This window comes from Candidatus Neomarinimicrobiota bacterium (genome assembly GCA_034716895.1).
In the GTDB taxonomy this organism is placed as follows: Bacteria; Fidelibacterota; UBA8477; order UBA8477; family JABMPR01; genus JABMPR01.
The window spans coordinates 1-24417 of sequence record JAYEKW010000041.1 but is presented as its reverse complement, the minus strand read 5'-3'; the positions used below and the strand labels follow the sequence as shown (position 1 = coordinate 24417).

The 24417-nt window shown below is 42.4% G+C and carries 15 protein-coding genes; 3 read left to right on the top strand and 12 right to left on the bottom strand.

Features of this window, described 5'->3' with window-relative positions:
* Window positions 1-25: 25 nt before the first annotated feature.
* The 12 genes from U9Q77_03020 to U9Q77_02965 all read right to left on the bottom strand — a co-directional run bounded on the left by U9Q77_03020 (window position 26) and on the right by U9Q77_02965 (window position 20413).
* Window positions 26-2140 (bottom strand): hypothetical protein, encoded by a 2115-nt coding sequence (locus U9Q77_03020; GenBank protein MEA3286335.1) that lies wholly within the window; start codon window positions 2138-2140, stop codon window positions 26-28.
* Between the two features lie 17 nt (window positions 2141-2157).
* Entirely contained in the window at window positions 2158-5103 is a 2946-nt protein-coding gene (locus tag U9Q77_03015; protein ID MEA3286334.1) for a TonB-dependent receptor, read from the bottom strand.
* 66 nt (window positions 5104-5169) lie between these two features.
* Window positions 5170-6504 (bottom strand): IPT/TIG domain-containing protein, encoded by a 1335-nt coding sequence (locus U9Q77_03010; protein MEA3286333.1) that lies wholly within the window; start codon window positions 6502-6504, stop codon window positions 5170-5172.
* A 12-nt stretch (window positions 6505-6516) separates the two neighbouring features.
* Complete coding sequence (locus U9Q77_03005) at window positions 6517-7521, bottom strand: PorV/PorQ family protein (protein ID MEA3286332.1); 1005 nt, start codon at window positions 7519-7521, stop codon at window positions 6517-6519.
* A gap of 34 nt (window positions 7522-7555) precedes the next feature.
* Window positions 7556-9190, bottom strand: coding sequence for a DUF4832 domain-containing protein (locus tag U9Q77_03000; protein ID MEA3286331.1), 1635 nt, complete (start codon window positions 9188-9190; stop codon window positions 7556-7558).
* A gap of 354 nt (window positions 9191-9544) precedes the next feature.
* Window positions 9545-10783, bottom strand: coding sequence for an ROK family protein (locus tag U9Q77_02995; GenBank protein ID MEA3286330.1), 1239 nt, complete (start codon window positions 10781-10783; stop codon window positions 9545-9547).
* Between the two features lie 218 nt (window positions 10784-11001).
* Window positions 11002-12525, bottom strand: a complete 1524-nt coding sequence (locus U9Q77_02990; protein ID MEA3286329.1) for a metallophosphoesterase — start codon at window positions 12523-12525, stop codon at window positions 11002-11004.
* A gap of 39 nt (window positions 12526-12564) precedes the next feature.
* Window positions 12565-14637 (bottom strand): hypothetical protein, encoded by a 2073-nt coding sequence (locus U9Q77_02985; protein ID MEA3286328.1) that lies wholly within the window; start codon window positions 14635-14637, stop codon window positions 12565-12567.
* Between the two features lie 119 nt (window positions 14638-14756).
* Window positions 14757-16541 (bottom strand): sodium:solute symporter family protein, encoded by a 1785-nt coding sequence (locus tag U9Q77_02980; protein ID MEA3286327.1) that lies wholly within the window; start codon window positions 16539-16541, stop codon window positions 14757-14759.
* A gap of 61 nt (window positions 16542-16602) precedes the next feature.
* Window positions 16603-17670, bottom strand: coding sequence for a hypothetical protein (locus U9Q77_02975; protein ID MEA3286326.1), 1068 nt, complete (start codon window positions 17668-17670; stop codon window positions 16603-16605).
* On the bottom strand, window positions 17661-18536 hold the full coding sequence (locus U9Q77_02970; protein MEA3286325.1) for a sugar phosphate nucleotidyltransferase: 876 nt from the start codon (window positions 18534-18536) through the stop codon (window positions 17661-17663). Before U9Q77_02970 ends, U9Q77_02975 begins: the two co-directional genes overlap by 10 nt.
* Window positions 18533-20413, bottom strand: coding sequence for an alpha-galactosidase (locus tag U9Q77_02965; protein MEA3286324.1), 1881 nt, complete (start codon window positions 20411-20413; stop codon window positions 18533-18535). The genes U9Q77_02970 and U9Q77_02965 overlap by 4 nt, the downstream gene beginning before the upstream one ends.
* 191 nt (window positions 20414-20604) lie before the next feature.
* Here U9Q77_02965 and U9Q77_02960 point away from each other — a divergent pair, with 191 nt between their 5' ends.
* The 3 genes from U9Q77_02960 (at window position 20605) to U9Q77_02950 (ending at window position 24236) form a co-directional block, all read left to right on the top strand.
* Window positions 20605-21720: a DUF5009 domain-containing protein gene (locus U9Q77_02960; protein MEA3286323.1), complete on the top strand. Its 1116-nt coding sequence runs from the start codon at window positions 20605-20607 to the stop codon at window positions 21718-21720.
* A 266-nt stretch (window positions 21721-21986) separates the two neighbouring features.
* Window positions 21987-23780, top strand: a complete 1794-nt coding sequence (locus tag U9Q77_02955) for a sodium:solute symporter family protein (protein ID MEA3286322.1) — start codon at window positions 21987-21989, stop codon at window positions 23778-23780.
* A gap of 165 nt (window positions 23781-23945) precedes the next feature.
* Window positions 23946-24236 carry a HipA domain-containing protein gene (locus U9Q77_02950; GenBank protein ID MEA3286321.1) on the top strand — a complete coding sequence of 97 codons (291 nt, stop codon included), beginning with the start codon at window positions 23946-23948 and terminating at the stop codon, window positions 24234-24236.
* The last annotated feature ends 181 nt before the right edge of the window (window positions 24237-24417 follow it).

Here is a 24417-nt window from a genome sequence, read left to right as displayed (position 1 = left end):
ATAAGGTATAGCCTATCCTATAGCCCTAACGGATAACCACAAATTTTTCATACACGTCAGGTAGTGTGCTACCATCAAGATTTTCACAATCGGAAATCATGGCCAAATAAACACCACTGGCAATTCGTTGATTCGAGTCACTCAACTGATTCCAACTTTCGTCACTACTACCAGTTGTATGGGCTATGGTCTTGATTAAGTCGCCAGTAGAATTGTGAATATTGATGGTACAGAAGGCAGGAAGATTTACGAAAAGTAGCTTGTCCCCCTCCCCTGTGAAATTGAGTTCGTTACCAGAAATGATGTATGGATTCGGCACAACTCTTACATTATCGTTATTTGTGGGTGCTGGCTTAAAAGCAACTGCATCGGTAGCCGTTCGATTTTGATAGTGCGAGCTCTCCAATGCCCTCCCTGGAAAAAGACCATCATTTTGCGTCCCATCGTCAACAGTGGTTACGTAATAGCGATAACTCTCGCCCCGTACAGTCGTTGTATCCAGATATTCTGTTACATCTGTTCCCAATTCAGCAATCAGCTCATAGACAATCCCTTTACCAAATTCATCTTCTTTGAAATTGATCAATTGAGCACCCAGTTTCCGGTAAATTCGATAACCAGCTAAATCGGCCACACCGGTTACGGGGTCGAGTGCAGAGCTCATATCTTCCCAGACAAGCTTGATGAACCCACCACCACTAGATACTTCTAAGGCTGGAGATGGCAGTGGAGCCGGTACAGGTTGTCCACTGTTCATCCGATCCCAGGCCCAGCGTGCCCGGCTTAAATAATCGTACAATGAATCCAGTCCCTGACCAATAAAATCACGTTTAGCGTCGTCGTCAAATGTGGCACCTGCTTCATCACGATACCAACTCAACCATTCCTGTCCTTTGGTCACAGTCTCATCATAATTCACACCACCAACACCAACGGCGTAGACAATATCTACATCCTCACCTAACGAAAAGTCGTAGGGACCCATGCTCATATGCATATGGTCACCTTTCATCCAGTGACTGTTCCCTGGATCCTCCCAATCTGGTGGATGCTGTTTTTCCCCTGAGGATAGATAATCATAGCCAGGTTGGCCGCTATAAGTTCCCGCCCACACTTCAAAGATGGTGGACATGGCCAGGGTACCTGGCATATCGGGGTCATCAGAAGGATCAGAAGTGGTCTTATCGGCGTGAATGAGTGTATATCCCGGGAACTGATAAGAGAGGAATTGCCCTTTTACTTCATGTAGAAAACTCGGGTCTCCCGTATCATTAAAATATTTGCCACCAGATTCAAGAGATGCAATATCGGTATCATCGCCATCCCAGCCATATACCAACAGCATATCATCCCGTTCATTATCAATTCCTGAGGGATAAAGTGGATCAACCATTTCCCAGTCCATCCAGTCATCGAAAGCATCTCCGCCCCAGCGGTGTCCCAAAATCTCCTTCTCTCCAGCAAAACTGGGAAGCATGTTATAGCCTACTCTAAAATATACATTTGATAAATCTTGGGAGGGGTAATCCGGCAGAGAATCCCGAAAGTCAGAATCTCCGGTATATTTAAAATTCAGGTGATATATGATATAGTCATCATGGTATTCGTTGGCAAATGAGTAGGTTTTCATTGTTACGTAAAATCCGGGTGTAGATTTCAACACAAGATCGATTTCTACATCGGACATCATCTCTTCGGCAAGCTCACCATTGAAGTCATAACTATCATTGATACCATCAACCGTAATTTGAGGTGGTGCATAACGACGATATTCATATATACCCCAAGGAGGACCTTGTGCAGCCAGATCAGTATCAAGTGATGGTATACCAACATACTTTTCATTCAGGGTTTCAGTGGTATCAAATGGAACGCTGGATGAATCAACAGAGTATGATCTGTACGATTCGACATTGATCGAAACAATGGAAAATTGACAGTTCTCTGAGTCATAAACCCCTTGTGGCCAGCTTAGTACCGGCTTAGTAGGACCAGAAGTATCCAGGAATAGTCCCGTATCGATTCGATGCTTTAATTTCCCTAAATCATGGAATCGGCTCCCCACATAGGTCTGGGATTGAATTGTAGTGATCAACAGCAATAAAACGCTGAGTATTTTAAATAATCTTACAAATTTCATAGTGCTTTCCTGAGCCTTTAAAATGAGAACCGCATACCAATAAATATGTCGCGTGGATTCAAGAACTGGGTCCAAGTGTACCACCCCAGCTCCAGATAATCCTGGTCATAAATACCGTATTGATCATCACCGTGCTGATCACCTGTTTCATGAGGTAGTTTTAAAGATGAGAGATAGGTTGGGTAACGTTCAACATTGGTCAGTCTTTTTTCATTAAACAGATTTGAGATCGTGGCGTAGATGACAAAATTACGATTGCCAAGGAGTGTTGTTTTTTCAATTGAAAGATCTGTATTTGTCCAGTCAACTGATTCAAGCCAATGTCTGGTGGACAATGCTGCTGTTTCATCCAAAATAAATTTTCCACCATCAGACCAGGAAGTGATGATGCTTGCTTGCCACCCTCCCAGTGGATAGACACCCGCTATTTTGCGACCATATTTGCTCGGCGTCATAAAATTCAGGTTTGCAGATACTGATGGAATCGGATCTGTTCTAATCTGATCATAGAGGAGGCTGGCTTCATAATAGAGAAGGGGGTCTTCATAGATTCCAATCTCTCCAGTTCTGCCCGTACTACTGGCCAGGTATTCAAAAGTGGTATAGAACGTAAACCACTTACCCATGTTCTTTTCAATTCGGAATTCGACAGCCCGAATATCCCTATATTGATTGTTCGCCCAGGTTGCGATCTGAATATCGCCTGCTCCCAACTGTCCATTACGAATTTCCAAAGCAACCACTTCATTCGAAACATCTTTATAGTACGCACCCAGATGTACCAGGTATTGTTTCGCAATACTGTGCTCATAACCGATCTCATACTGAATAGTTTTCGGAAAATCGAGGCTGAGATTGGGGATAATCTGAACACCCCCGGGTTTCACGTTAAAATAGTACCTGGGCTGTGCCACTTGATAAAAATGCCCATAGTTAAAATAAATTTTAGCCTCAGCAGAAATCGGATGGGAAATACCCAATCGAGGACTTAAAACAAATGTAGCTGTTTTTTCATCAGTTCTGAGAGAATCAAAAGTATTATCGCCAAGGAAGTAGCCTAAAGTATAGGGGGAATTAAAAGGATCATTCAGATTAAAAGGTTTATTTCGAGGATCATAGTAATCCATTCTCAATCCAAAATTTGCAATGAGCCCCTCATATTCAAGGCGATCCTGGATAAAAGCGCTACCCTTGAGTGGGTCTTCAGTATAGTAGATCCATTGGGTAGGAGCTTCTTCGTATGAATAAATGCCACCACCACTATTTTGCAACTCTCGTTCTTTAAATTGGGTATAGCTTAAGTCAAATCCAGCTTTGATTTGATTTTGTTTATTGATTTGAGATACATAAGTAGCATGGAGTCTAAGCCCCTCATACGTCGAATGATTTTGTCCGCGACCTAAGCCTCCCAAAATGGATTGATTCTGCTGATCCCATTGTTCCGCTCCATCACCCAAGTGACCTCGAGGGCCTTCATCATATCCAACCCCAGCAATAAAATGGATCAAGGTCGTATCCCGATCATCCAGTGGTTCCTGGACTGTCTTATCTTTGGTATATTCCATTCCAATATCCATATAACTTGACGGATTGAAGATATAGGACATTTGTAATCCACCGACGTAGGTATAGTTTTGGATTGGATTATAGGCTCCTTCAGCCCAAATATTTGTGGGTGAATTTGCCATGTAAGACATGGTATAAACTGATCCGCTACTTCCATTTAGAACTGCTGGAGAAGCGCCATAAACACTGCCCCCCCCCACACCATCTTCGTAGCTATAAAGATTTAAGATTTGTAGTTTGATCTTATTGTTCAGACGATAGTTTAATTTTAATTGACTAACCGAATTGAAATAGGCTTTACGGCTGAATGGCAAATAATACTGCGTATTCTCAAGCCTTTGTGAATACATGAAATGTAGCCCCTTGATAGGTGTTGGCCCAGTAAGCGTAATGTCAGCCACTACATCAGGTTCATTCCCATATTCGATTTCACGATGTCGCCATTTCCAGATTTCCAGTGCTTCCTGAGGGGTGTAGTCATTCGATTCAATATTATCTCTAGCGTTATTAAGCGCGACCTGATTCCACCCAATAAACTCAAATGGATAGTCTCCAGACTCTACATCTTCTCTCGTGATTCCTTCAAAAGCTTTATCCCCGGCATAGACAGTCCAAAAGGGACCATCAGGCGCATAAGGACTTGGTCCAAAATGTTTTCTGGCAGGTGGACTGAAACGTACGTCCCCATGCAACTCAAGTTGATCCTGCCCCTCCCTGGTAATGATGTTCACAATACCTGAACGCACCGAACCAAACTCAGCGTTAAATCCACCTGATAATATTTCAATTTCTTCAATGGAAGACATGCTGATATTGGACAGAGCAACCTGAGTACGATCATTCATTAGCGAGACACCATCAACAATGACATTCGTTTCATTAATGCCACCACCTCGAATACTAAAACCAGAACCAGATGCATTTGATTCTGCTGAAACACCTAACTGAGTGGTTAATATTTCATCGATACCCTCTAGGGGTAGTGCAGCTATATCTTCAGCTCTGATATGTATTTGACTTGCTGAAACATCCAGCTTGATCACTTCACGATCTGCAAGCACCACAATTTCTTCACCTTCCAGAGTTGCGGCAACCATTCCGAAATCAACTGAAGTTGTTCGATTGGAATAGACGACGATTTTCTCATTTTTTTTGTTCGCATAACCAATCATATTACAGGAAATATTATATATACCGGGTGCAAGATTGATCAAATAATAGTCACCCTCTACATCAGTTGCAGCACCAATCACTCTTGGCACGGGAATGACATTTGTGCCATTCCAACGTTCTAAAACCATAACATTGGCACCGGGCAACCCTTCACCCGTTGTTTCATCAATAACTTTACCGGCGACCTTACCACTACTGGCGCCAAAGCTGAGATTTACAGTCATTAATAAGATTATAATAGTGAGATAGCTTTTTAAGTTCATATGTAGATTAACCTTCATCATAATCACCTATTGCCTGTATCCAGTTGTACCAATGTAAACCTGCTGGATCATGCCAGGATCAGTAGCAGAAGTCACTTCAAAATCATCCGAGATATTTGAATACACCAAGAGGAGATTTATCCCATCCCAGGCCATATAATTGGCTGTTGGTACGATATCGTTGGGGAAAAACTCTACCAGATCACCGGTGTCCATGGTATACCGATAGAGTGTACTACTTCCATCTGGTACAAAGTACAAATTACCATCGATATCAAATTCGAGAGCATACACATTTTCAAATTCATCCAGGACCACCTCTGTCTCACCCAGTGTTTCACCGATGATTTGATTGCGACTGATAGCAGCACCTTCTGTGTGCCCTGCTTGGGTCACATAGAGATAGTCACCCATTATTTTACAACTGGTTGGTCTTGAATAATCTGCCACTTTGATCCCGAGAGTCGTATCTGATATGGCAGTCCCAACAAATATTCGACCTGGGATTGGCTCCCAATAGATCCCACCTGAGATATCTGTTATGGTGGTATCAAAACTGTCTTCGACTGGTGTAATATCCATTTCGTAATAACCCAGACTTGAATAAAACATATTTCCAGTGGTTTGTTGAAAGTCTATACCTGAAGGCGCAACTGTATTTTTAATTTTCTTTTTAAAACTGGTAGAACCATCAAACGGAATTGCAGAAATCCACCCCATTTCACGCCCTCTTCTCAGGTTTGAACCCCAGATAGTATCCGTATTTGTTTCGTATATTAAATTCCCGAGAACTGAGGAGGTTCTGACTAAAGCGACATTGCCGTCCTGACTAAGACTGTACATCCCCCGACTCCAATCAGCTTCGCTCTGATTCACGATGAAGTAAATTGTGGAATCAGGTCCGGTAGTAATACCAGCTGGCCAATAAAGCGTATCAGTAAGGGCATTCAATGCCTTATAAAAAGTAAAGGCCAGAGTATCATCAACGGTATTGCCTGAAGTATCCTGAGTTTCGCCTTCCCAATAACCCCAGAATTCACTCCCGATAACTGCAAGCTTTGGGATTACCGTTTGATCATTTACCATGGGCAACTGCACCCTAAGCTCAGTAGCTGAAGCTTCTTTCACAACGGCAACAACAGATCCGAAAAGTACCATATTGTGATCTATATCTGATGAGAAATTCTCTCCAGAGATAATCACTTCACTGCCAGCAAATCCTGAATCAGGCACAATACTTGAGATAAGTGGTGCGGGGCCACCTGTGGGATTAGGATCTGTCCATATCGAGCTTTCTTCAGTACAGCTTAACAGGCTAAATACGATGATCAAAGATGTGATATATCGAATGTGTGTAAACATTTTCCCCCCAGCCTAATTTATTGACAGACCAAGTGTAAAAACATGGACTGGATTGAAAGTGATAAAATTATTGTAGGCATAATCAAACTGAAAACCCAGGTTGCCCACATGGTGTTTAAAACCAACACCTAATGAAAAGTTTTCCTCATCATAGTTAAGCTTATAACCAGCCCTAAGCGCGATCATTTGATTTAACTCATACTCTGCACCCAGATGAATTCGCTCTGTATAATCTCGGGGATGTATAAGGTCAAAATACACCGTCATTTGCTGGTTTTTATCCCGACCCATGGCTGTAAATATATCCATGGCTGCGCCAAGCTTGAAAGTGAGAGGTAACGGAAACGATTCAGCGATATAGCCTTCTTCCTGAGAAAAATTAGTCAGGGTCATTCCAATCCGCAAATCTCCATACCCAGGATAAAACAAAGTCCCAATATCAAAGGCAGGTACACCAAGTGCTGCATCTATTGCTACAATTTCACCTTCAGAGAAATCATCAGTGGTGTATGCTGTCCCAAGATTCTCATAGCAGTACTTTATGACACTACCTACAGAAAATTTATCACTGATTGCCGCTGCCAAGCCAATTCCCGCAGAAATACCCGTTGGTGAAAACGTGCCTATATCCACATATCCATCGTCGTTATTGGCTCGAATTGTTGCGTTGAGGGTTCCATAATTGACGCTAATCATCTGAGCAGACAACACGAGACGATCATTCAGTTTGTACCCTAAACTGCTGGCTATATGATTGATATCCGCAATCCAGGATACATTGGAAATACTAAACCCGGAATTTGGGATATGGGCCATCCCTGCTGGATTCCAGAAAACTGTAGTTAAGTCACCATCCATAGTCGTCACGGCTGATCCCATGCCCATGGCACGTGCCCCGACAGGAATGGAAAGCCACTTAAAGCCCGTTTGTGCTAATTTTTTTACAGCCCAGACATTCTGAGGTAGTGCCAACATAAATAGCAACCCGATGACCAGTATTCTCCCGGTTTTTAGCATAGCTACGCCTCTATACTTTAAAGATTTCATTTGTCTATTTCAGATAAATCGCTTTTTGAATTGTAAATTCTTGATAGGATCCAGCCCGGATATAATAAAGGCCACTTGGAATTGTTTCATCTGGATGCCATTGAACACTGTACTGACCGGGGAAATATTCTTCGTTCGAGATCACTGTGACCTGTTGCCCGAGTTGATTATAGACCTCAAATATCACTGGGACTTCCTCCAGCACTTTAAACTCAAGGGTAAAACTACCATTGAATGGATTAGGAAAACCCTTTAGTATTTCGAAAGAACCTGGCTTCAGGATTTCAGGTGTTTTGATAACTGTAGTTGGAGATATAATTCCAAATAAAAGGTCACCGGAATAGCTTTCTCCTGCAGCACTGCTGGAAATTGCCAGTACATGCCCCAAATCATTATATCCGGTTTCGTCCTCCCAAACCCCCTCATTTGCCAGATGAATCGCAAATTCCGGGCGATAGCGAAGGGCGGGCACTGGATCTGACAGATGAAGGAATAAGTCGTAATTTCCTTCAGGGATGTCAACAGGAATACCACCTGTTATGTTTATTGTGGCATTTTCACCAGCCATCCACCACCTGGGATCTACTCCACTTAAAAGTGTATATTCTATTCCAGAGGTTTGGTTGCGAATGACCAGTTCACAATTTCTGGGATTGTAGGGACTGGCAAAGCCCTCATTAAAAATGGTAAATTCAGTCTCAAGAATTCCACCTGGTTTGACTTCATTTTGGAGTTGAGAGTTAATCAGTTGAAAACGGTAACCCAAACGTCGTTGAATCTCATCCCAACAACCATTATCCTCCCAACCATTTAGAACATCAGGATGATAGTCGCGATTTAAAATAGACCAGCGCATACGAGCTAAATCCACAAGGGCGTTTTCACACCCGGAGTAAGCACTGGGATTACAGGTCTCGCCCCCCTGTGGAACATAACGATTGTCTAGATTAAGATACGTTTTATCAGCTTCGATATCATCATAGGTTCCATAATCAGTTGAACTTGCCAGGAAGCAATCATTATGGGCACCGGTTCTAGCTCGATATGATTCTGAAAATGCTGAATCAGGAGACAAAGGATCGTTTGTCCCGAAGATAGCCTTCTTGTACCCTGGAGTACGCACAACCACCATTCGATTATCAGGTAATGCTGCCAATTCACTGTACAGGACCGCTCGACGGTCATTTGTATTGGCCAGGTCATTACTCGAATAGTACCATTCGCCCCAGGCACCAATGAAGCCAGCTTCGATATAGGCAATAGCATCAGCATTTTCTGCCCAAACAGATCCTAACTGTTCGATATGAGTCTGGATCCAGGCTAGGGAGGCATCTTCACCATTCTGGTTATCGGTATAACTGTATCGCATGACCAGCTTAATACCACCTTCCCTGGCAGCAGTTAGATCATTATGGACCCTACTTAAAAATATTGAAGACAAACTATCTGAACGAAAAGCTTCAACATTGTAGATACGTTGAGCGACGGTTAAGCCCCCCGCTCTCAGCATGTTTGCATAGGTAACCGATACGGCGCTACTCTTGTAGGCTGAGAGACCTCGCTCGGGATTTAAAAACAGTTCATTCGTAGGTGTATATGTGTAATCGGTGAATGTTTGTCCGGTTAATCCGAGGGTCATAAGGAATGCTATCAGGCTTAGTTTTAAAATTCTCATGGTAACTTTCGCATAAATATTTTTTTCCTCAGAATTTCCCTATAGGGTATCGAGGTTTATGAATTGTTTCGATCGAATGTTAAGTGCAGAATAGGCTTGAAAACGAGCTAGGGCTGAAGTTGTAATTGAAAAAGCTATCTTTGCCCGCAAAACAAGCGACTGCTCAAAACCACAGTCTATGCGTTTTGATGGTGCAGATACACAATCTAGAAGGAGATAAGTGATTTGTTTAGCAGTTACAACCCAGCCCATATTTTTACTGAAAAGAAAGATTAAATTCACTGTATTTGCTGTCCTATCATTCAATTTCCCAGTGGTTTACAAATTTTTTCCAGAAATATTTATTGCCATATTCCTTTGCAATATTCCAGCATAATTAATTTTCTCCATGACCATTGAAGCTGCTCCCAGGATGTTTGAATTTTCTCCGAGTGTGGAATTCTGGATAGAAATATTGCTACCAATTTTGGGATTTGTATTCCTGAGGAGGCTCTGCTGAATCGAATTAGTTAACAATGCGCCTGCTTTTGAATGTTTACCACCCAGTATAATTGTCTTTGGATTCAGAATTTGTAATACCATGGCAAGCGTCTTGCCAATAGCAGTGCCAGATTCGTGCAGCAAATTTATTGAGAACTCATCTCCTGCCTGTGCAGCTGTTACAATTTTTCTTGCGGATATATTTTTAGGGTCTTCTTGAAAGTCATCAATGAGTAAAGATTTCTCACCGTCTTGCAACCTGCGAATTGCCTCCTTGGCAATAGCTTCTCCTGATGCAACTGTCTCTAAACAACCGTATTTCCCACAGTGACATTGTTCGCCATCTTCTCTAACCTGAATATGCCCAAATTCACCAGCGAAACCATCCGCTCCCAGATAGACAGCCCCATCAAGAATCAAACCCAAGCCAATACCCCATCCTAGATTTATAACCAGCGCATCGCTCTGATCTATTGCAGCTCCAAACTTAGATTCTGCATAAGCCATCAGGTTAACGTCATTTGAAATAACCACTGGAAGTTTAAAGGCATCTTCAAGAACATCCCTGATTGGTTTATCATAAAAATTCAAAAAAGAGTAACTGATCCCCAGATCCGAATTTACAAAGCCTGGAATGCCAATGCCCATGCCAATGTATTTCTCATTTGGAATATCTAATTCCGCCTTCATCTCTTCAATATTTTCAACCATGAGCGGCAAAAACCCATTTTCATGTTGAAATACCCTACTTCGAAAGTGCCTATTTGCCACCACATTTCGATTTAAATCCATGATTGCCAATTTTGTATTTAACCGCCCTGCATCAACGCAGATGATGTAACCAGCTTCTGCATTGAGTTGATATTGAGCAGCTCTACGGCCACCACTTGACCGACTCTCTTCATGAATGATCACAAAGTTGGCCTGCAACAAATCCTCAATTAGTTTTGAAGCGGTTGGAAAAGTGATTTGAAGCAGATGTGAGAGATCTCGCAACGTCGTATTATCGTTATAAAACAAGTACTTTACAACTTCCCCATGGCGAGATGAGAACCGGATATGATTAATGTTTGTCATATTTGTCTCCAATATAAGCGTCTAGTTGTGCCTTATCAAGCATATATTAAAATATTTTAATATATATCTACTGTTTATATAAATTATTTATTATCTACTTTATCAACTTGGATCGTCCAGGCTCTGGCTATGATTACCTCATAAAAAGAGACTTGGAATTTATAGTGCCATTTGGAAATACAATTGGTGCAACAGGAAACAAGCATATGGAATGAGTGTTATTCCCCCCAACTTCTCATTCTGAGTGATTTGCCCTGGACAGCGCCTTTGATTTTATCTTGCTCATATTCTGCAATAATTCGAAAAGGTGGATCTATTTGCCCCCAACCTGAAACTTTCAGATCAGACTTACCCCATATCTTAAGCAGTATTTCCAGGTTTTGACCTGGGATCAGTTCACCCACATACGGCTCCATCTTGTAGTTCGGCAATGATGTCTCAGAGAGCCGCAACTTAAACTTTATCGGTTCAGATATAGAACCTGCATTCAAATTGAATTCCTTATTGGCAGGCCGATGAAATAGGGGTGGTGAATCCAGCGACCAGGATATGGGGCCAGCAAAGACCCCCATAATATCTAGCTCTCTCCTGGATCGTGCAGAAGCCAAATAGTCATCAGCTTGTGTACCATTTGCATTTTTAGTAATTACAAGCGAATCCATAGGCGTACCGTCAATTTCATATACCTGTAACTCAAAACTTTCTGCACTCACTTTAACATCTGCATAATGGTTTGTAGATTTGGCGTAAGCTAAAACAGGATGTTGTATCGCTTCATAGAGACCCGCTCCTGACCCCCCTGTGGTTATGTAAGTAATCGTCCAGCTGTTCTGCTCACCACTGTAAACAGGATAAAACCGTTCATAAATATGAGAATGACCTCCAAAAACAACATCAACCCTGTATTCGCGAAACAAATCAGGCCAATCAGGATTACCCCAGAAGGACCGGTGTCCCCCTAGGTTGTAGGTTGGTCTATGCATAAAAACGACATTCCACTTCCCCTTCGATGCCGCCATATCTTGCCTGAACCAATCCTGCATCTTTTCTGAGTCTGCGTGGCGGTAATCCAGAGAAACAAAATGGACCATCCCATAATCAAATGAATACCATAGTTTCTCATATTCAAGTTCAGGAAAAAGATAGTGATTAAAGAGCGCTCCATCATCGCCACTCCCCTCATGATCACCAAGAGTAGAAATAAAGGGGCGCTCTGCTATAAGTTTTTCAGCAGGGCCAAAATAAAACTTATCCCATTGCTCAAAATTTCCACCGTTCTCCACAAGATCCCCCATGCTTATCACAAAATCAGGATCAGAGTTTGAGATACCGGCTACAATTTGGGAAAATATCTTAGGGTGGGAGCGGCTATCACCTGAAATGGCAAAGCTGCAACTAGCCTGCGCATCTGGGGGAGCCTGAAAAGTATATACATCTCCTTTTTTTCGCCCAATTTTTACTTGATATTTATATGTTGCATCAAGCAAAAGGTCTGTGAGCTTTGCTTCATACAAGTAGTGACCAGAGACCTTGCCCAATAACCTGGCTTTCACTTTGTGTTTTAGTTTTGAGTTCTGACCATAATAGACTTTACCTGTATTTTCCTGGTCAAGCTCCCAGCGAATTGAAATACTGCCAAGTTGTGGATCTGCTAGATAAGGACCCTTGGTCATATTCTGTCCATTAACTGAAAAAGCAAACACCAATGTCAACAATACGAAAACAGATGTACGTTGTAACATAAATTCCCCTTAATTATTACTGGGCTAATACCTTTAAAGTCATTCAGATATTTCCAAAAGCCGGGTGCTATTAGGCGGCAAGGTCAAGCGGATACGTACATGTTTCCTGCTGATCTTTACGTGGCCAGGCTCATCTGAAATCAGTTCCTTAATCGATTGAGGTTTAGGCACGCCTAAAGCTCGATAATCAATGGTAATTTCTGTATTAACAATAGATTCTGAAGTATTCATAACTGTAAAGTATAAATCACCTGTGCTCCCAAAGCGCTCCAAACGAATATCACCATGATCTGCTTTTGCCCCCGTAATTGGCTCCCATCCCGCTGCAGCAATCTTTTGGATAAGTGGAATATATTTTTTAAAAAAAGGCCGCCCAATATCATAGTTTTTGGAATCTTCCCAGTAGGGATCATTTGATGCATCTGCGCTGAAGAATGAGGGAAAGAAACCATAAAACAACATCCGCTCAAAGTATACCCGGTAGCCATCATAGGGGGCCTTAGTGAAGTCATCACCAGAGAAACCTTCATTTAGTAATACTACGATTGGTTTTTGGTAGGCAATAGAACGTCGAAATTGAAGAATCCGACTATCATAATCTGCAGCATGGAACCAACTGAATTCAGCCCCAAAGAGATCCAAGATTCCGGCGGAGAAGGGTGTCCAGCCAAAACCGTTTCCCATGACCAGCTTTCCAATACCGTGCATTTCATCGGCAATTTGATGCATCATTTCATATTCACTGCTGTAGTTCCAGATCGCCGGTCGAGGTGGATTTGCTGACGTAGAAAAGGTCAAAGGATAATCAGTATATCTGAAATGATTCTGATCATAGTTAAGATCATGATGCCAATTCCACTCCATAGAATCGAAATAAATACCATCTACATCCAATGCCAAAGCAGGATTTATCTCTGTCTGTAAAACATATTCAAAGCGGTTAGGTGAGGGTAATTCAGGGTCAACATTGGTGGTAATACTTACTGCCCAACCACTTTTGAACCAGGGTGTTTCCAAACGACGGGCTTGATACAATCCCTGTTTATCGAGAGTCACGGAACTGGGAAAATACGCCAAGTGCCCTTCTGGGATTGTTTCACCACCAATCACTGAGGCATAAGGCGCATCTAGTGACTGAATAGGGATTTGAACATCCCAGGGTTCCGTGTATTGGAAGCTGTATACATCTGGAGCTGTTTTGTCAGCTAGCATGGTTAGCGTAGCAGGCTTTATTCCTTGATCACGGGTCGAATGACCAGTCTCGTGAAAAGCAAATCCAAAATCTTCCCACTTATCTATGGAGAACAGGGGGGTAAAGGGTAGCCAGATACCTTCATGTTCTACACGTTTCTTGAAGTACTCTGCTTGAATTGCATAATAAGCTGCCAGAGCTGATCGAAAGTGCCACTGAGATTCATGCTCAAACAGATAAAGTTTAAAATGAGCTCGATTGGGGAATTTTTGTGTTTCGGGACTAATTCCCAGGTCAAATTCAGCAACCATCCCACGCTCAGTTTGAGCACTAAGACGATAGATCAAGGGCAGCCCCATGTCAACCGCCCAGGCATAACCATGTGTATCTGAGGAGATTGACGCCAGCGGATAATAGGACATCTGTCCAGTACCAACCAAATCGTTGTACCCTCCATTCGATTGCTCATTCGCATTGAAAGAACCATCTGGTGGATGCTGGGTAGCAATATTGACATACTCAGAATAATGATGCTGAGCGGCTGTTATAGACTGACTATCATCAATATTTTGATCCCATTGATAGGAAAGCAGATTTTCAACAGGAATCGCCAGATCAACGGTAACACAGTGTTCTCCCCCATCATTCGACAAGACAGTACCATTACATTCCACATAGTCCCCCTGATCAATAAACACCAATTCCAGCTCAAAACCAGGGGTGATGTAGGTCAAGTGATTAGCCCTATTCAATGCATGAGAGCCACGCAGTATTAACGGTAGATTTCGGGAAACTCCATCAGCCAGGTGAATGGTCAGCCAGGGCTGAACTCTGCTCGCTAGCGTCATCATGCTAGTCGTGCCAAAGGCTGAAACAACTACGAATATGCCACTGAGGAACACGTGCAAGAAACGTTTCATGGTCTAGTCCTTGTCATTGGTAATAGGCCGTACAGTATAGTAGCCCAGTAATTGTGAAATTATTAAACGATAAAATGAGTCATGCTTTTAATGGAAAAAAGACAGATCAGCGTTTTTAATCAGTGCTCGTCGACAGAAACTGTGATCTTATCAAGAGCCTTCCATAAATACACAGCACTCATAAATACAACTCCCAGGGCAATATAGCCAGACCATGTCTCGCCAAACAGAAGCTGCCCAACACCATACAGGAACCCAAAAATAACAATCAGAGACGCAAAATATGCCATCACATCATTTTTAAAACTATGGGCATAGGGTTGAAAATCTGGTAGAGACTCGAATACTCGTTTCCAGCCATTTCCACCGATCCGCAATTTTTTATAAAATTCGATTACATGGGCACTGGGTTCAGTTGTCGTATAAATCATAACGCTGATCCACACGATAGCTGCGGCCACAGTTGTGATCAAAATTCTTACGGGAAACATCCCATCATAGCCCTCAAGTGGCGGGGCAGTTACTGACCAAAGCTGTAGAAAATTTGCAACAATAAGTGATGCAGCCAATGCTGATATTTCTGTCCAGGCATTGACCCTCCACCAATACCAACGAAGTACCAGAATAATTGCAGCTCCTGACTCCATGAGCGTGACGTATTTATAAATACCTAGAATACTGTTTAAGCGTGTTACAAAAAAGAGCATTAGCACGGCTAGTAGACCCCCGGTAACACGGCCATAGAAAATTGCTTTTTTTTCGGTTAGCTCAGGATTTCGCGGTCTGATAAAATCATTTATCACATAAGATGAGCCCCAATTGAGTAAGGTATTTATGGTACTCATATAGGCCGCTAATAAACTGGCTATCATAATCCCTTTCAGACCAACCGGCATAAACTTATCGATCATCATTGGATATGCCTTTTCAGAATCAACCAGGTCGGGAAAATAGATGACACTCAGCACACCAACAATGATCCATGGCCAACTCCGCACAGCATAATGCAAAACACTATACCACAAGTTAGCTAAGAGGGCATCTTTTTCAGTTTTACAGGCCAGAAGTCGCTGAATTTGATAGGCATACCCAGGTGCCATGCCCCACCAGAGCACACCCAAATACACGACAAAGGTAAGCACTTTTAAATCGAAATTTTCAAAACTGGGGAAAAAATTCAACATCTCGGGTCTAAAACCCGGACTCGCGGATAAGCGCTCCACAACACTCACGCCAGTAGATGCTGCATCGGCCCAGGCCAACCAGGCCAAACTAATCGCCCCAACCATGGCCAGAACAAACTGGAGTAGATCAGTGTAGACAACACCGTATAGTCCAGATAAGATCGTATAGAAAAAAGTCATTGTGGCTAGACCGACTATCAATGCCAATGATGGAGTGATAGGTCCAAGGATGGGTAGGGTAATAAGAGGCTCCGGACTCAAGTGGAGGATAACGCCAAAAAGCTTTCCGACGGCTAGTGTTACAGATGTCAGAATAAACATGTTAAAGAAGATTCCTTTATATAGGGCGAGGAAATATCTCAGGTAAACAGCACCTTTCCCTTCATAGCGCAATGCGATAAATTCGATATCAGTTCTAACCCCAGACCGCTTCCACAATTTCGAGAAAAAGTAAACCGAAATTAAGCTTCCAAAGGCGGCCGACCACCAGAACCAATTCTCATAAATTCCGCTGTCACGTACCATCCCCGCTACCATGAGAGGTGTATCTGAGCTAAAAGTAGTGGCTACAATGCTGGTTCCAGCTAACCACCAAGGCAAACTTCTACCTGCCACAAAATAGTCATCTAAGCTGCTAGAAGCTCTTCTTGTGAAATACAGTCCCACACCTAGTGATAGAAGTAAATATCCGCCTACGATTCCCCAATCAAGTATAGCCATTTATAGATTCATCCTGTATTCTTATATTTATTTCTACAATTCTGGAAACTGAGGTTCGTTATCAAGGTATTTCTCGGCTTAGATCTTTACCTGATCTCAGCAAGACATCAGTGACACTATTCAGCCAATGGGCCTGTAGAGCTACTTCATCAGCCTGGGCCTTATGCATTTGCTCATAGTCCGATTGCTCCGGATTAAGATAATCAAGACATAACACAGTAAATCCATCCGGCTTAGCGGCCTCACGGTTTACATGAGGAACCGCTTCAGCTTTATGATTTTCCGCAAACCAGGGATTTACCTCACCTTCAGATGTCTCCCAATTCCAGGATGTGTAATAGGACTCAAACATGACTGCATTGACCAGTTCTCTGATATTATATCGGTAAACCTCAGGCAAGGTATCATAAAAATAAAATAAGCCACGATTGGCAATCAAGACGGAACTTGGAAAATCTGATCTTATTTGTACAATAATTTTATGCATACCTGGAATCATCCAGGCAAAGGTATGCCAGGGAGAGGCAGAATCAATTGTATCCATAAAGAAGCCATCACAGCCCAGAGTGTCTACCACTGTTTTTAAGCCATCGGTATGATTAAGAATTTCATTATACCATTCTGGATCACCAGCGTTGGTGTAGCGACTCCCCCAGGTGCCATTGTAATCAACTTCACCGTCATTATCGCCATCCAGATAGTAGCTGGCAACTCCTGTTTCACCATACACCAGAGCACTATCTACCCAGCTAACGGGACCGCGTCCATTTCCCTTTAGGAGTGGACCTGGATTCTCCTCGCCGATGGAAACATAGCCAACGACAAGGCAATCATCCTCGTTATTGGTAATCCCATCAACTCCATTTTGAATTTCAGTTACAACTTCTGCAGTGACATTTGATTTTGGATGAAGAATAACCAGGTCAAATTTTTTAGAATACTGAACTTGTTCGGGTGACCAATCGCCATAATAAACCAAGTATCTGGATTCAGATGTAAATCCAGCTAAGGGACCATTCACCTGCTCCACCGGCTTAACCTGCTCCTGACTACTGCACCCCACCATTAAACTGACCTGTAGCAGAAACGACATGAGCATGAGATGTTTGACACCTGATTTTACCAGCATAGCTCTTCTCCATATTCCTTAAATAAAAATTCACGAACGCGGGCAATATCTTTTTTTTCAGTTAAGTCAGGTACGACCTCTTCCATTTTTAATGCTTGAACCGATTTAGCATTGGAACGCGCCATTGCTAAAATGGCCTGAGGCAATTCCTTTTCATCTCGCTCCAGACTCACAGGGCAATCTTTCAGGAAGGAATAGATCTGCGGACCTGATAATTTCCAAAGATTCATACTTACACCTACCCTACCATGGGCATCACTTACACTGGCGACCTGTTCAGAATTTGGCTTTTCTATAATATCCAATAAATAGTTATCTGCATCAATACTGGTGACAGCAAACCCAGCGATACGTTCTGGGGCAAAACCTAACTTATCCCGATTGTAATCTACCCAGGCATTGCGACTCTGAAATTTCCGAATTTGCTCCAGCGCTTTTGCTGAGTATAGATTATCAGAATTGCAAACCACAAAACTTTTATCCATAAACCCCGGATACTGATCCATCGCCTGTAACAGAGCATCTGATGTGCCAAAAGGTTTCACTCTATCTTCAGGAATATGCTGAATGGCATAGGAGATATCTAACCCATGGAAATCATTGTTGTGATCGGCTTTGCCATAGTGTGCTTTTATGCCAGAATTTTCTGAGCGTGTCACCAAAACAACTTCTTCAAATCCTGCCTGACGAGCATTCCAGAGCAGATAGTCCAGTAATGGTCTACCGGCCGGTCCAACTCCAATAACCCCCTTATCTTTTTTCTCTGCTTCGCGAATATCATTAATATTAGTTTGATCATCACCACGCTTTGATTTCATCCGAGAAGAAAGACCACCGGCAAGAACGATTAGGCTTTTAGTAATCATGATGAGGCACCAATCTTTTCATAGTGGGCTAGGCCAGCTGAGGGAGCTTTAATTTTACCCTCAGGCAATTGTACATCAGAGGTACTGATCATTTCTAAACGGTGATTATAGAGAGTCCTTCGATAGGTACCCTTTTGAGAGGCTGACAGGTAGAGGTCATCATATTCAGTGGTATTAAGCACAAACACATGGGGTCGATCGACCCACTTGATCTCACGCCCCGTGGCAAAAACGCTGATAAATGCCTTTTGGTCATTGACTCTCTGAAAGGTATCCATGACTGAATTCTGAGGTTTAAAATCACCCTTCTTATACAGGTCGAGATGATCATCAAAAAAACTGAGCCAGGCTTTTAAAATTTTGGCATGTCTAAGACTAATCTTTTGGACATTAATCGAGAAATTAGGAACACCGGTTGTAATTTGCTTCATCAGCATAATGGCTAATTTTTCAGGTTCCTCAAAATTTGAGAATGCCAGATAGTCGTTATGAACAATAGGCATATAGGCCGCCGGATAAATACTACGATGGGTATTAATATTCTCATCAAAGGGCGAATCACCACCGCGTACATGACTACCATCCGTGGCCAATTCTACGTTTCCATAGTTATTTTTCTCACTATAAATAAGATTCGGCTTGGCCTTCATGGCTTCATCAAATAACAATTTAAAGGTGCGGCGCAGCCCTTCGCTGGTTGTATCACAATCGTGACTGTGTTCTGTCGAATCGCAAGCAGCATCGGGCATATAATCAAATAGATCACTTTTTATACCTTCAGCACCATAGGAAATAAGCTTGAGTAGATTTTCGACCATCACTTCCCGGGCTTCAGGACTTCGTACACAAAGGGTATGAAAACGAGCGCTGCAGGTGTAAAGTTCTTGGTTCACATGAGTAAGTAAATGCTTTACTTTTGGTTTCGATTTTGCGTATGGACCAATTCCAATGGGACAGAACCATAATATTGGGGCAATCCCAATGTCTTTGACAGCTCTAACGGTTTCCCTAATATCATCAAATTTCCCTTTAATGGTAATAGGCCAATCACCCATATCACCTTTTAAACTTTGGCCATCCAAACCAATTCCGTACCAACCATCATCAAAGATCAACGCTTTCATGCCTAACTCTTTAGCACCTCGGGCAGTATCAAGAATCCAATCATGGGTCATATTGTCCGAATTAATAATCCTCCAGGTACACAGAGCAGGCCGGAAACCTTCATCCTGAATTGTATATTTAAGATTATGATAGTCCTGATAAATCCGGCCATATTCACGAAGATTTTCAAACCAATTTTCTTCGCCAGCTGACTGATAGATTCCATCCTCAAAAACACTTACTTCTCCAACCGGCATATCCCACAGAGGAAATTTCACACTCCAGCTTAATTTAGCATTGGCCACTCCACCGTGAACCGTGAGGCTATTTTTCTTGTTTGCGCCGGGGCTATGGAAATGAAATTCTGATTCATAGATTTTCCCAAGTAACCCAAAGCCAAAATCTACTTTTTCATGAGCGTTAAGTAGACAGAAATAGGGATTTGCCAGAGCTCGACCCGTTGAAGTAAACTTGAAACTCCAAACTTGCCGAGGGAAGAATTTTTCCATAAAGAAACGACCTGAATCAGGAATAAGTATTTTCCCGAAGTTTCTTAGGGGGACACTAAACTTGTAATGCACTTTATCAAGAGAGTAAGTCTTTCCATTCTTTTGGCTAAGTGAGAATCGAATAGCTTTGTGATCTTCCCATAATTTTAATACCATATCTCCTGATATGACAGTACCCGGTTTCAGGGGTAAATTTTCGAAGCGATGCTCTATGCCATTAATGGTAAAAACTGGAGTGAACTTTTTTATGGAGATTGTTTTCATGAAATTTTAGTTCCTTGATGTTATTGAGCGCCAATGAGCAATTTTAGAGCGCACGAATATAAATAATATTTTTTAATATGTCTAACTTTCTTTTTAAAATATTTTAATTAGATACCATAATTCAAATTCTTACCTATATTCCCTACTCAACTTTTTACTGACTAAAAGAATTTTGAAACGAGGACTAAGTAATGAATAGCACTGCTTCGAATAAACATCTAGCAATTAGCGAGCGTTTATTGTCCCTGGATGTATTCCGGGGCTTGACCATGTTCTTATTGATTGGTGAAGCCACCTTTCTCTATGAGCACCTGCTGGAATTCGGCGCAGAGGACGGCCTTTGGCAATCTTTCGTTCTGCAATTTCATCATCACCCCTGGAATGGACTACGCTTTTGGGATTTGATTCAGCCCTACTTTATGTTCATCGTCGGAGTCGCCATGCCTTTCTCTTTCGCAGCTCGCTGGGCCAAAGGACAGAGCTGGTTAGATAGTTTCAAACATGCCATAACAAGATCGGCGATCCTGTTATTTCTTGGCTGGGCTCTGTACTGCATTGGCCCTGGGAAAATCACCTTTGAGTTGTGGGATGTCCTGGCTCAGCTTTCGGTTACTTATCTTATCGCATTTCTCATCATGCGCAAGTCAATGAAAATTCAATTCGCTATTTCCATTGGTCTGTTATTACTCACTGAGGTTTTATATAGAACATGGTCGGTGCCAGGATATGATCAGGCATTTACCCCTGGTCACAACTTTGGCAGCTGGATGGATATGTTACTTATGGGCAAAGTTTCTGCAGGTCACTGGATCGCCTTCAATGCCATTCCCACCAGTGCTCACACCATTTGGGGTGTCCTGGCTGGAATGATCTTAATGAGTAAACGGAACTGGCAGAGCAAGCTTAAAATTATCGGTTTTGCCGGATTGGCGATGCTGGTTATTGGATATGGACTTGATCCTTTCACGCCAATTGTTAAACGAATTTCTACGACAACATTTGTGTTTGCATCAGGGGGTTGGGCACTGCTCACTCTGGCTTTTCTTTATTGGCTCATCGATGTTCGCCGGATTCGATCATGGGCAGTTTTTTCAACATTTGTGGGCATGAATCCCCTATTTATCTATCTGTTTTCCCATACGGGTGGGACGGAATGGTTCCGAAAAATTATTCATCCCTTTGTATATGGTATTTTTGGCTTCACATCAGATGCCTTCACGTTAACTTTAGAATCACTCTTGCTCTGGGGCTTGCTGTGGGCATTAACCTATTGGCTATATAAAAAGAAGATCTTTATACGAATATAATGTGGACTTTGATTTGATATTAGATCATGTAGTTTGAGGCACGCCAATTGACAGTCTGAGCGGGATCAGGCTTGGCCCACGCCGAAGACGGTCTGTGTGGAGACAGACGGCTATCTCTTAAGCCCAAGACATAGCCTTGGAGAATGCCACCTCCTAAGGGGACTCACAAAGACGGCTCAACCAAGCATAGTAATGATCCACCTGAACTTTTTTAAAGATGGTTGACAAATAATACAGCTTATATGGTTTAACATTAGGAAAATACAATGACACTACAATTTATCGACTGGATTTCAATTTTTGGATTTTTTGCAATTTCACTGATCATTGGACTTAGCGTAGCCAAAAAAGCAGGTTCAAATTCAGCGGAATTCTTTGCTTCGGGGCGTAGTATGCCCTGGTGGTTATTGGGTGTTTCAATGGTTGCAACTACATTTTCGGCAGATACACCCAACCTGGTTACAGACCTTGTTCGCCAACATGGTGTTTCCGGGAACTGGATGTGGTGGGCATTTCTGCTCACCGGAATGGTGACTGTTTTTATCTATGCGAAATTATGGCGCCGCTCAGAAGTATTGACTGATGTTGAATTTTATGAACTGCGCTATAGTGGAAAATCGGCAGCCTTTTTACGGGGGTTTCGGTCTCTTTATCTTGGGGTCTTTTTTAATGTTATAATTATGGCCACTGTATTACTCGCCGCAATTAAAATTGGTGGGGTCATGCTGGGACTCACCCCCTTTGAAACCATATTTTGGGCCTCTTTGGTAACTGTAATATACAGTATGCTTGGTGGCTTACGCGGTGTGCTTATTACTGATTTTATTCAATTTTTTATTGCCATGATTGGTGCCGTATATGCAGCAGTTATTGTGGTTAATTTGCCAGAGGTTGGTGGGCTGACAAATTTATTATCCCATCCTGCAGTCAGTGGTAAGATATCTCTCCTGCCAGATTTCTCAGATACGAATTTATTGATGACTGTGTTGATTATTCCCATTGCTGTTCAATGGTGGAGTGTCTGGTATCCTGGTGCCGAACCCGGTGGTGGTGGCTATATCGCCCAGCGCATGCTAGCTGCAAAGGATGAAAAGAATGCCATGGGAGCCACCCTGTTTTTCAATTTGGCTCATTATGCTTTACGCCCCTGGCCCTGGATTCTGGTCGCGCTGGCTTCTCTGGTTGTTTTCCCGGACCTGGAATCCTTAGGGGCTGCCTTTCCAAATATTGATGCAAACATCCTAAAAGACGATCTGGCCTATTCTGCCATGCTCACCTATTTGCCTGCTGGCATATTAGGAATTGTGGTAGCCTCTCTTATCGCAGCCGTAATGTCAACCATTTCTACTCACCTGAACTGGGGTGCATCCTATGTCGTGAATGATTTCTATAAACGGTTTGTTAAAACTGAAGCCAGCGAGAAAGAACTGGTCCTGATTGGCCGAGGAACAATCCTCATTCTCATGATTCTAGCAAGTACACTGGCCTTGTTCCTGAGTAACGCCTTGCAAGCCTTTCACATCATGCTGCAGATCGGAGCTGGTACAGGACTCCTGTTTTTGCTCCGCTGGTTTTGGTGGCGGATCAATGCCATTAGTGAAATTGCTGCAATGGTCATATCATTTGTAGTCGCCCTTTACTTTGAGCTCATCCACCATCGTTTGGGATTTGCGGATATTATTGAATGGAAAAAACTGGTCATCGGCGTGGCTATCACCACGGTAGGGTGGGTATTGGTCACCCTGCTTACAAAACCAAGTGACCAGAAAACGTTACTAAATTTTTACCGCAAAATAACTCCTGGTGGTCCAGGCTGGAAAAAGGTTTTGGACAAGGCTAAACAGGACGGTGAGAATGTTGATGTCTATATCTCAGAGAAATGGGATTTGCCATCTAGCATACTGGGAGTATTTCTGGGGTTACTTGTGATCTACAACGGTCTATTTTCCATCGGTTTCTGGCTCTATTCAAATACATTTGCAGCTATAGTTACTACAACAGTTTCCATAATTGCGTCAGTTATTTTGATCAAAATGTGGGCGAAGTTCCGAGTAAGCTAATGCGATTGTGGGGGGATCCTTTTTGGGAGAAATCTTATGAACAAAGAAATTATTGAAGAAGATATGGTTCAAAGATCAGAACCAGGGTCAAGAAGTAATCAGACTACATAATGGTCAAATGGATTCTTCACAATGCAATAAATACTGCTTTAACGTTCACAACAAATCAATGTATCTGATCGACATGTCATACTTCTTGAGAGGTTCGACCACAAAGGTTCTTCCAGGATTCCATTCCTGTCAGGGATGAGCATGCTGGGAGCTTTGGATCACGAGAATAGGAGCTATTTGGAATTAGTTGATGCCCTTCATCAATTCGGAGCACAACCTAAGCATGATATACAGGAACTATGGAGAAGGATCGTATTCACGATCCTTGTTACAAATGTGGATGATCATATGCGCAACCATGGCTTTGTTTACAGAGGTTTCTCGAAAATAGTTGTAATTGACTGAGTATGAGGTGAATACACCTTAAGTGACCTATGGAGTTTGCGCAAAACACTGTTACCATAAGAGTTACAAGTAACAATTGACAAAATTCAGCTGAAGGTTGTGGCGTTTTGTAATGACCCCATGCTTTAGCTTGGGGGATTAACAGATCACTAGAAATTCAGGGCTTTAGCCCAACTGTGTA

What these genes read in the sequence shown, in the direction of transcription:
- U9Q77_03020 (MEA3286335.1), bottom strand. Translation starts at nt 2,140, where the DNA reads ATGAAATTTGTAAGATTATTTAAAATACTCAGCGTTTTATTGCTGTTG.
- U9Q77_03015 (MEA3286334.1), bottom strand. Translation starts at nt 5,103, where the DNA reads ATGACTGTAAATCTCAGCTTTGGCGCCAGTAGTGGTAAGGTCGCCGGT.
- U9Q77_03010 (MEA3286333.1), bottom strand. Translation starts at nt 6,504, where the DNA reads ATGTTTACACACATTCGATATATCACATCTTTGATCATCGTATTTAGC.
- U9Q77_03005 (MEA3286332.1), bottom strand. Translation starts at nt 7,521, where the DNA reads ATGCTAAAAACCGGGAGAATACTGGTCATCGGGTTGCTATTTATGTTG.
- U9Q77_03000 (MEA3286331.1), bottom strand. Translation starts at nt 9,190, where the DNA reads ATGACCCTCGGATTAACCGGACAAACATTCACCGATTACACATATACA.
- U9Q77_02995 (MEA3286330.1), bottom strand. Translation starts at nt 10,783, where the DNA reads ATGACAAACATTAATCATATCCGGTTCTCATCTCGCCATGGGGAAGTT.
- U9Q77_02990 (MEA3286329.1), bottom strand. Translation starts at nt 12,525, where the DNA reads ATGTTACAACGTACATCTGTTTTCGTATTGTTGACATTGGTGTTTGCT.
- U9Q77_02985 (MEA3286328.1), bottom strand. Translation starts at nt 14,637, where the DNA reads ATGAAACGTTTCTTGCACGTGTTCCTCAGTGGCATATTCGTAGTTGTT.
- U9Q77_02980 (MEA3286327.1), bottom strand. Translation starts at nt 16,541, where the DNA reads ATGGCTATACTTGATTGGGGAATCGTAGGCGGATATTTACTTCTATCA.
- U9Q77_02975 (MEA3286326.1), bottom strand. Translation starts at nt 17,670, where the DNA reads ATGCTGGTAAAATCAGGTGTCAAACATCTCATGCTCATGTCGTTTCTG.
- U9Q77_02970 (MEA3286325.1), bottom strand. Translation starts at nt 18,536, where the DNA reads ATGATTACTAAAAGCCTAATCGTTCTTGCCGGTGGTCTTTCTTCTCGG.
- U9Q77_02965 (MEA3286324.1), bottom strand. Translation starts at nt 20,413, where the DNA reads ATGAAAACAATCTCCATAAAAAAGTTCACTCCAGTTTTTACCATTAAT.
- U9Q77_02960 (MEA3286323.1), top strand. Translation starts at nt 20,605, where the DNA reads ATGAATAGCACTGCTTCGAATAAACATCTAGCAATTAGCGAGCGTTTA.
- U9Q77_02955 (MEA3286322.1), top strand. Translation starts at nt 21,987, where the DNA reads ATGACACTACAATTTATCGACTGGATTTCAATTTTTGGATTTTTTGCA.